This window comes from Pseudonocardia sp. McavD-2-B, from assembly GCF_024124365.1.
GTDB classification, from domain to species: domain Bacteria; phylum Actinomycetota; class Actinomycetes; order Mycobacteriales; family Pseudonocardiaceae; genus Pseudonocardia; species Pseudonocardia alni.
In genome coordinates this window covers 1-4946 of sequence record NZ_JAMXSG010000351.1, presented here as the reverse complement: position 1 = coordinate 4946, position 4946 = coordinate 1, and the positions used below count along the sequence as shown (strand labels likewise).

At 74.7% G+C, this 4946-nt stretch carries 7 protein-coding genes; 1 reads left to right on the top strand and 6 read right to left on the bottom strand.

Annotated elements, in window-relative coordinates:
- Nucleotides 1-418 precede the first annotated feature (418 nt).
- The 6 genes from NH602_RS28035 to NH602_RS28010 all read right to left on the bottom strand — a co-directional run bounded on the left by NH602_RS28035 (nucleotide 419) and on the right by NH602_RS28010 (nucleotide 4319).
- Nucleotides 419-1063 carry a maleylpyruvate isomerase N-terminal domain-containing protein gene (locus tag NH602_RS28035; RefSeq protein WP_253069364.1) on the bottom strand — a complete coding sequence of 215 codons (645 nt, stop codon included), beginning with the start codon at nucleotides 1061-1063 and terminating at the stop codon, nucleotides 419-421.
- Complete coding sequence (locus NH602_RS28030) at nucleotides 1060-2013, bottom strand: ketopantoate reductase family protein (protein ID WP_253069363.1); 954 nt, start codon at nucleotides 2011-2013, stop codon at nucleotides 1060-1062. Before NH602_RS28030 ends, NH602_RS28035 begins: the two co-directional genes overlap by 4 nt.
- A 15-nt stretch (nucleotides 2014-2028) precedes the next feature.
- On the bottom strand, nucleotides 2029-2367 hold the full coding sequence (locus tag NH602_RS28025) for an MmcQ/YjbR family DNA-binding protein (RefSeq protein WP_073576074.1): 339 nt from the start codon (nucleotides 2365-2367) through the stop codon (nucleotides 2029-2031).
- A gap of 43 nt (nucleotides 2368-2410) precedes the next feature.
- Nucleotides 2411-3133, bottom strand: a complete 723-nt coding sequence (locus NH602_RS28020) for an alpha/beta fold hydrolase (protein ID WP_253069362.1) — start codon at nucleotides 3131-3133, stop codon at nucleotides 2411-2413.
- Between the two features lie 9 nt (nucleotides 3134-3142).
- Complete coding sequence (locus NH602_RS28015; RefSeq protein ID WP_139282843.1) at nucleotides 3143-3955, bottom strand: DMT family transporter; 813 nt, start codon at nucleotides 3953-3955, stop codon at nucleotides 3143-3145.
- Between the two features lie 79 nt (nucleotides 3956-4034).
- A complete protein-coding gene (locus NH602_RS28010; protein WP_253069361.1) occupies nucleotides 4035-4319 on the bottom strand; it encodes a hypothetical protein in 285 nt (94 codons plus the stop codon).
- Nucleotides 4320-4676: 357 nt separating this feature from the next.
- On the opposite strand from NH602_RS28010, the gene NH602_RS28005 reads away from it, so the two are divergent.
- The coding region (locus NH602_RS28005) for a hypothetical protein (RefSeq protein ID WP_253069360.1) at nucleotides 4677-4946 on the top strand (270 nt) is incomplete at its 3' end.

The following is a 4946-nucleotide window of genomic DNA, read 5'->3' as shown; positions in this document are numbered from 1 at the left end:
ACGGCGGTCCGTCCCTGCGGCGCCCGGGCCCCGGCGCCGACCGGCACCGCCCCGGTCCGCGGCCGGGGGACGAGCGCCTGCGCCCGCGGCCGTCCGCACCCCACGCAGAAGTGCAGCGAGCCCAGCAGCTCCGCCCCGCACCGGCACCGCTCCACCATGACGACCCTCCCCGACGACGGCGGCCGGATCCGTCCGACCGTGTTGCCTGCTCATCGCACGCGACACCCTGTCGTTATCGATGATCTTGGTCCGAACGGCGCACTTCATCTCTTGTGATGACGGGGCGAACGGAGCAGCCCACCGGCCCGACAGGAGGGCGTCGTGGGCGCACCGGGGGCCGCCGTCGCGGGGACGTGGGGACATGGCCGCGTGCCGTTCTCCCGCGCCCAGCTGGAGGACGGCCCGTCAGCATCACCTGCTAACCCAGGACGGGCGTCATCCCCGGCTCCCGCCCGGTGGCGGCGAGTGCGAGGGCGGTGTCGTCCCCCCACCCCGCGACGACGTCGGGACCGGCCAGCCGGGTCACCGTCTCCCGCACCACCGCGAGCCCCGACGCGGGCGGGGCCGGTGCGTCCGGCAGCGCGACGGTCATGTCCAGGTGGTGCACCACGACCTCGACGACCCAGGTGCCGACGAAGTCCCCGACGTCGAGGACGTGCCCCTGGAACTCCAGCCGGTACGGCCCGTCCAGGTCCGCGACGAGCCGGCGCAGGCCACGCAGCGTCATCGCGACGTGGACGATCTGCCCGGTCGGGCGGGCGTAGGCCGCGGCGACGGCGCGGGCGAAGCGCTCGTGCGCCCAGCCCGGCAGCTCGGACCCGGGAAACGCGGTCCAGTAGGTCGCGAGGTCGGCGTCGGCGGGCCGGTCGGTGCGGGCGGGGAACCCGGCGAGCATCTCGACCAGGCCCAGGTGCAGGTGCGCGAGGACGTCCGCGGCGAGCCAGCCGTGACAGCGGCTGCGGGCGTGCAGGTCGGTGTCGTCGACGTGGTCGAGCAACGCGGACAGCCCGTCGAGCGCGGCGAGGAACGCCGGGCGCGCCACGTCGAGCGGGTAGGCCGTCACAGCAGGTCCGCACCGGACCGCGACGCCGGCTGCTCCCCGGCCGCGGCCATCTCCTCGGCCACCCGCATCAGCTCGGTGTTGACCGGGGTCGCGATCTGGTGCGCCGCGCCCAGGGCCACGATCTCGCCGTTGAGGTAGCGGGCCTCGATGGAGCCGGTCCCGCGCTGCAGGCTCTGCCACGACGACGAGCCCCGTCGCGTCGCCCCTGCGACCGGCCGCTCGGTGATGGTGCCCTCCCGGCGGACGCGGTCGTCGTCGCCGGTCCGGGCGGTGATCCCGGCCGCGTCCAGAACGGCGCGGCCCTCCGCGGTCACGGCCTCGACGAGGCGGGGCGCGTCGGGGTCGTCGAGCCCGCAGACCGCGTCGACGGCGTTGGCCAGGTTGGTGAGCAGCTTGCCGTACTTCGCGGCCATCACGTCCGGGTCGGCGTGGGAGGAGAACCCGGCCGCGGTGAGGTCGGCGACGATCGCCTCCGTGGTGGCGTCGACACCGGAGGGGAACCGGCCGACGTCGAGCACGCCGGGGACCGGCGACGACGACGCGACGACCACCCCCGGCTCGTAGTGCTCGGCGGGCAGGATCACCAGCATCGCCTGCACCCGGTCCGTGCGGCGGGCGGCGAGCCGCTCGTTGGCGACGCCGTTCTGCGCGCACACCACGGTGATGCCGGGGGCCGCCTCGAGCAGCGCGGCCAGTGGCGGCGGGGTGTCCTGCGACTTCACGGCGAGGATCGCGACATCGTCGGGGGTGGGCCGGGCCTCGCCGACCGTGCCCACGGCCTCCACCGGATGGGTGGTCGACCCGTCCGAGGTGTCGAGGCGCAGCCCGCGCTCGCGGATCGCGTCGAGGTGCGCGCCCCGGGCGACGACCACGACCTCCCGCCCGGCCGCGTGGAGTCGCGCCGCGATCGTCCCGCCGACGGCCCCTGCCCCGATCACCACATAGCGCACGACGACGATGGTGGCTCAGCCGTCACGCCGGCGCACGACCGACGGCGGGGCCTTCCGCCGCCACGCCTCCTCGACGAGCTCAGCGAGCTGCCCCGCGTCGACCCGGTCGAGGTCGACGAGGATCGAGCCGTGGCCGTCGTAGTGCGGGGTCGTGAAGTACGCCGGGTCGCCCGACGCGAGCAGCGCCTCCTTCTCCTCGAGCGAGCACATCAGCACCAGCCCGCCCTCGGCCTCGGTGCGCAGCCGGGCGAAGCCCGTGCCACGGACCTTCAACGACGGCGTCCGGTACCAGGTCGACTCCTCGACCTCCGGCAGCCCGGACCCGATCCGCACCACGTCGTCCCAGCTCGGCATGGGGCCATGGTGCCCGCGGCGGGCGCTGCCCGTCGTGGAGGAATCAGACCAGGTGGGCCGCGAGGAACCGGTCGACGGCGGCGCGGCCGTCGGCGACGTGCGGCTCGACCTTCCACTGCTCGACCAGCTCCGCGCCCGGCGCGAGCCCGGCGAGACGGCGCGACACGGGCTCCGGGTGGAAGTCGTCGATCCCCATCAGCACCAGCCACGGCGTCGCGATGTGGGCGAGCGCCTCGTCGGGGACGGAGTACAGCATCCCGCCGCCGCCCCACATGTTCGTGCGGAACGCGGCCCAGTCGTCGTCGGGGACCCCGGGGTGGTCGGCCTCGATCCCGGCGCGCCACTCGTCGAACTTCCCCTCGAACAGGTGCTGGTTGTCGGCGCGGCCGATGGGCTGCAGCGCGACCGCGGCCCGGACGCGTTGCGGCGCGGTGGCCAGCAGGTTCGCGATGAAGGCGCCGCCGATGCACATGCCGAGCACCGCGCACTCGTCGACGCCGAGGTGGTCGAGCAGGGCGAGCTGGTCGGCGGTGTAGGTGTCCCAGCCGTCGCTGCCGTGGACCTCGGCGACCGAGGACCCGGCGTTGCGCTGGTCCATCGCGATGACGCGGTACCGCTGCGCGAGGTGGGTGACCGGGTCCCAGGGGGCGTTGCCCCAGGCCGCGATCGTCGAGTTCATGCCGCCTGGGGCCAGCAGCAGGACCGGGAACCCCGTGCCGTGCTCCTCGTAGTGCAGGGTCACACCGGGGCGCTCGAAGGAGGGCATGGCCCGAAACTAGGCCACTCGCGGGGGAGTCCGCTTCTCCGGACGGCGCCGCGCCAGGATCGAGGTGCCGTACACGACGAGTGCCAGCCCGAGCAGCAGCAGCCACCACAGACCGGGGCGGACGGTGTCGTCGAGCAGGGTGATGCCGACCAGACCGGGCACGACGACCTGGGTGACCATGTACAGCGCGGTGACCGTGGAGACGTCGCCGAGCTGCAGCGCGCGGGCGTAGTTGTACAGGCCGGTCAGGGCCATCCCGACCAGGATGTACACGAGCGGCTCGCGCAGCAGGCTCCCCAGGTCCACACCGTCGGAGACGTGCATCGCGCGGATGCAGACCGAGCCGCCGCCCAGCCCGAGCCCGGCGAGCACCGCCGACGGCCACGGCTTGGTCGAGTTCGCGATCGCCAGCGTCACCCCCATGATCGCGACGAGCGCCGCGATCAGGACGGCGACGGTCGTGCCGTGGCCGGTCAGGGCCTGCTTGCGCTCGGTCCCCGCGCTGCCGGCGACGAACGCGAGCCCGAGCATGCTGGCGCCGATGGCGAGCCGGTGCACCGGCCGCAGCCACTCGCCGCGGAAGTAGCGGGCGTACAGGGCGGTCATCGCGATGGCCCCGGCGAGCGTCGCCTGCACCGCGAAGATGGGGATGAACTGCAGCGCGACGACCATGCAGAGCCAGGTGACGATGTCCATCGCGATCCCGCCGAGGAACCGGGGGCGGGCCAGGACGGCGCTGGTGCGCCCGCCCTGGTCGGCCGCGTCGGCCTGGAGGATGGCGGCGACGGTGCTGCAGAGCATCGCGAACACCGCGAAGAGCATGCCGATCAGCACAGGCGGGCCCGGGTCAGGGCACGGGCGGCATGCGGGGTGATCGACACCGGCCGATTGTGACGTACCGCTATCGGGTGCCGGCCGGGCGGGCGTCCGACGGAGCGGGCCGCTGCTCGGGCAGCGCCGCAGGCATCTCGAAGAAGCCGCTCATCAGCCCGCTGCCGGGCTGCTCGTCACGTGTACCAGCGGCGGCCTGCCAGGGGGACGTGCCGCCCTGGGTCGCACGGCGCTGCGCCAGCAGGGCCCGCGGGCGCTCGGTGAGGACAAGGATGCCGACCGTGAGGGCCACCCCCACCAGCAGCGGCCCTCCGACCACCAGGATGGGCCAGCCCACCACGACATATGCGAGCACCAATGCACCCGCCGCCATGCCGATGACCGCCCCCGCCAACCGCGTCACCACGCGCCCCTCTCACACCGTGCCCGAACCGGGACGACCAGTGTTTTACCACGTCGGAGGGGGTGGACAGGGGCGACGCGACGCGGTGGTGGTCACACCTTCGGGCACGGCCGTATCGCAAGGTGCATGGGGCCGAGCCGGCGTGGGGGCTCCCGTGTCCACGCCGGCCCGGCGGTCCGAATCATCCCGCCCCGGGGTCCGGGCGGGACGGGGTGGGGGTCACTCGGCGCTGTCGTCGCAGCGCAGAGGGTGATCGGCGGTGGATTCCCTGTCCGACAGGATGATCACGCAGCCGCACCCGCGGCCGGGGTGGTCGACGTCGGCGCGGGGGCCGTGGTCGTCGGGTCCGGGACCGGGGTGGTCGGGTCGGTGGCGGGCGGGGTGGTGACCGGCGGGGTGGTCGGGTCGGGCGTGCCCTCCGTCGGGGTGCTCGGGCCCTGGCTCGTCGCCGGCGGCGTCGTGACCGGAGGGGTCGACACCACGGGAGCGGGGGGCGCGGCCGGGGCCGGGGCCGGAACCACCGGAGCCGGAGCCGGGGCGACGGCGGCGACCGGAGCGGCGGCACCGGCGGCGGGGCGG

Bases quoted from the DNA above. Each gene is read 5' to 3' on its own strand.
- NH602_RS28025 (WP_073576074.1), bottom strand. From the start codon at position 2,367: ATGCCGAGCTGGGACGACGTGGTGCGGATCGGGTCCGGGCTGCCGGAG.
- NH602_RS28020 (WP_253069362.1), bottom strand. From the start codon at position 3,133: ATGCCCTCCTTCGAGCGCCCCGGTGTGACCCTGCACTACGAGGAGCAC.
- NH602_RS28015 (WP_139282843.1), bottom strand. From the start codon at position 3,955: ATGCTCTTCGCGGTGTTCGCGATGCTCTGCAGCACCGTCGCCGCCATC.